A 2717-nucleotide genomic window follows, 5' to 3' on the forward strand; every position below is an offset into this window, starting at 1 on the left:
ACATCAAATAAGTCGGCAGCCACAGCGCGATTGCCGGGAACACCATGAGCACGACGATGGCGAACATGTAGACGCCCATGAAGGGCAGCACGCCGGAGAACACGTCGGTGATCGGCCCGGGCTGGCGCCGCATGCCCTGCAGCACGTAGAGCACGGTGCCGTCGGGCGGGCTGATCATCGCGATCTCGACGAGCATGGTGATGACCACGCCGAACCAGACCGGGTCGTAGCCGAGCGCGGTGACGACGGGAAACAGCAGCGGGATGGTGGTGATCACCATCGACATGCCTTCCATGAAGGTGCCCAGCGCCAGGTAGAAGCCGATGATCACCAGCATGACCGCCCAGCCCGGCAGCGGCAGCCCGGTGAGGAACTTGGCCAGCATCTGCGGAATGCCGAGCGACGACAGGATGTAGTTGAGGAAGTACGCGCCGAATAGGATCAACGCGATCATCGAGGTGGTGCGGGCGGTGGCGCGCATCGACTCGCTCAGCATTTTCCAGCTCAGCTTGCGGTCGGCCACCGCCAGCACCAGGCTGCCCGCGACGCCGAGCGCGGCCGATTCGGTGGGCGTGGCCCAGCCGGCGTAGATGGTGCCCAGCACCAGGCCGATCAACAGCGCGGTGGGCACCAGGTCCGACAGGCTGGCGATGCGGTGCTTCCAGGTGATGCCCGCGCCGCCGGCGTCTCCGTGCAGTTTCAGCTTGAAGCTGTAGTACAGGATCACCGCGGTGAAGAGCGCCACCACCAGGATGCTGGGGCCGATGGCCGCCAGGTAGAGCGCGCCCACGGAGGTTTCGGTGATCAGGCCGTAGATGATGAAGGTGATGCCCGGCGGGATGAGGTTGCCCAGCGCACCGCCCGCGGCGAGCGACCCCAGCACCAGCTTGGGCGGGTAGTGGCTTTTCTCGAAGTACGGCAGCGCCACCGATCCCATGGTGGCCGCGGTGGCGACGCTGGAGCCGGCCACGGCCGAGAACACGCCGCAGGCCACGATGTTGGTGTGCAGCAACCCGCCCGGCAGCCGGCCCATCCAGATGTTGAGCGCCCGGTAGAGCCGCTCGGAGAGGCCGGCGCGCAGCATGATTTCGCCCATCAGCAAAAAGAGCGGCACCGACACCAGCACGAAGTTGGTCGAGGGGCCCCAGATCATTTCGCCGATGAAGTTCCAGAACGGCCGCTCGGACAGGCCGAAGCCCGCCAGCAGCGACAGCACGGCCAGCGCCGCGCCCACGTAGATGCCGCCGGCGAAGAAGCCGACGAAGGCGAGCAGCACCGCCGCCAGCGCCCACCAGGGAACCTGCGCCGATGCGGCCGCGGCCGCGCCACCGGGCGCGCCGAGAAGGGTCGCGACGCCGACGACGGCGCCCATGACGAGGATGAAGATGATGGCGATCACGGGGTGCCCCTGTCGGCTTTCTCGGTGGTGGGCGCCGCAGCGCTCGCGGCTGTGGCGGCTGCGGAAGGGGCGCCGGCGCTGGGCGGCAGCTGCATGCCCTGCTGCGCCTCGGCCACGGCTTCGAGCGTTTCGGCGGCCTCGTCGATGTAGGTGCGGGCCATGAGCATGCGGTCCATGCCGTCGGCGTCACCGGCCACGAGTTGCCGCAGCGCCCGGGCGCCGAGAGCGACGACGGCCAGGAGCATGAGCGCGAGGCCGGCGGCCCACAGGCCCTGCGGCACGACCATGGGGATGCGCAGGGTGGAGAGATCGGTGGCGCCCATGTCCTGCGAATCGAGCGCCAGGGCCACCGCGCCCCAGGCGAAGAAGCCGCTGGCAGCGAGCAGCGCCAGCAGCGAGGCCAGGTGCAGCCAGACCCGCACGTCGAGCGGCATTTTTTGCACGAGCACGTCGATGCGCACATGCCCGCGCTCGAACAACGTGCCGGCCAGGCCCCAGCTCATGCCTACGGCCATCAGGTAGCCCGACAGTTCTATGGTGGCCTCGGTCGAGAAGCCCCACAGCCGCCGCGCCGCGATGTCGAAGCAGATCAGCACGGTGATCGCCAGGTAGCACCAGCCGGCGATGGTGATCGCCTTGGCGCTCACCCATTCGAGTGCGCGGTACATCACTTGGCCGCGGCCACGTACTTGATGCCGGTGATCGGCGCGATCACGTCGTTGTAGATGGTGCCGCAGCGGTCGCCGCAGCGCTTGACCCAGCCGGGCAGCACGTCGGTCTCGAATACCTTGTGGACGGAAGCCACCGTCTCGGCAGTCGGCTTGCCTTCGATCATCGGCTTCTTGACCAGGGTATGCAGCTTGCAGTCGGCCGCGCGGCCGACGTTGCAGGCCACGCCGTCGTCGGTCGCTTCCCGGCCCAGGGTCCACTGCGCTTCCTGCACCTCGGCGAACGTCTTCTCGAACTGGGCGCGCACCGTCGGGTCGAGCTTGTTCCACCAGGCCACGTTGACGAAGTAGCCTGCGGTCGACCACGAAAGCGGCAGGGTGTAGAGATGCGTCGTCACCTCGGGCCACTTCACCCCGTTGCCGGAGCCGGCGCCGGTGATGCCGCAATCGACGGTGCCACGCTCCAGCGCGGTGTAGACCTCGCCGAAGGCAAGCGATACCGGCTGTGCGCCGATGGCCTTCATCAGGTCGGCCGACGAGGGGCCGTTGGTGCGGACCTTCAGGCCCTTGAGGTCGGCCAGGCTCGCCACCGGCTTGCGGCAGAACAGCATCTGGCCCGAGAACGGATAGGTGGCGACCAGCCGGATGCC

At 68.2% G+C, this 2717-nt stretch carries 3 protein-coding genes; all 3 read right to left on the reverse strand.

Going from position 1 to position 2717, the window contains the following annotated elements; all coding sequences use genetic code 11:
• On the reverse strand, nucleotides 1-1399 hold a 1399-nt coding region (locus tag DFQ15_RS16725), incomplete at its 3' end, for a TRAP transporter large permease (RefSeq protein WP_110467039.1).
• Entirely contained in the window at nucleotides 1396-2067 is a 672-nt protein-coding gene (locus DFQ15_RS16730) for a TRAP transporter small permease subunit (RefSeq protein ID WP_110467040.1), read from the reverse strand. The genes DFQ15_RS16730 and DFQ15_RS16725, both read right to left, overlap by 4 nt.
• Nucleotides 2067-2717: TRAP transporter substrate-binding protein DctP (gene dctP, locus DFQ15_RS16735; RefSeq protein WP_199399908.1), on the reverse strand; the 651-nt coding region annotated here is incomplete at its 5' end. The genes dctP and DFQ15_RS16730, both read right to left, overlap by 1 nt.

Source organism: Xylophilus ampelinus, from assembly GCF_003217575.1.
GTDB classification, from domain to species: Bacteria; Pseudomonadota; Gammaproteobacteria; order Burkholderiales; family Burkholderiaceae_C; genus Xylophilus; species Xylophilus ampelinus.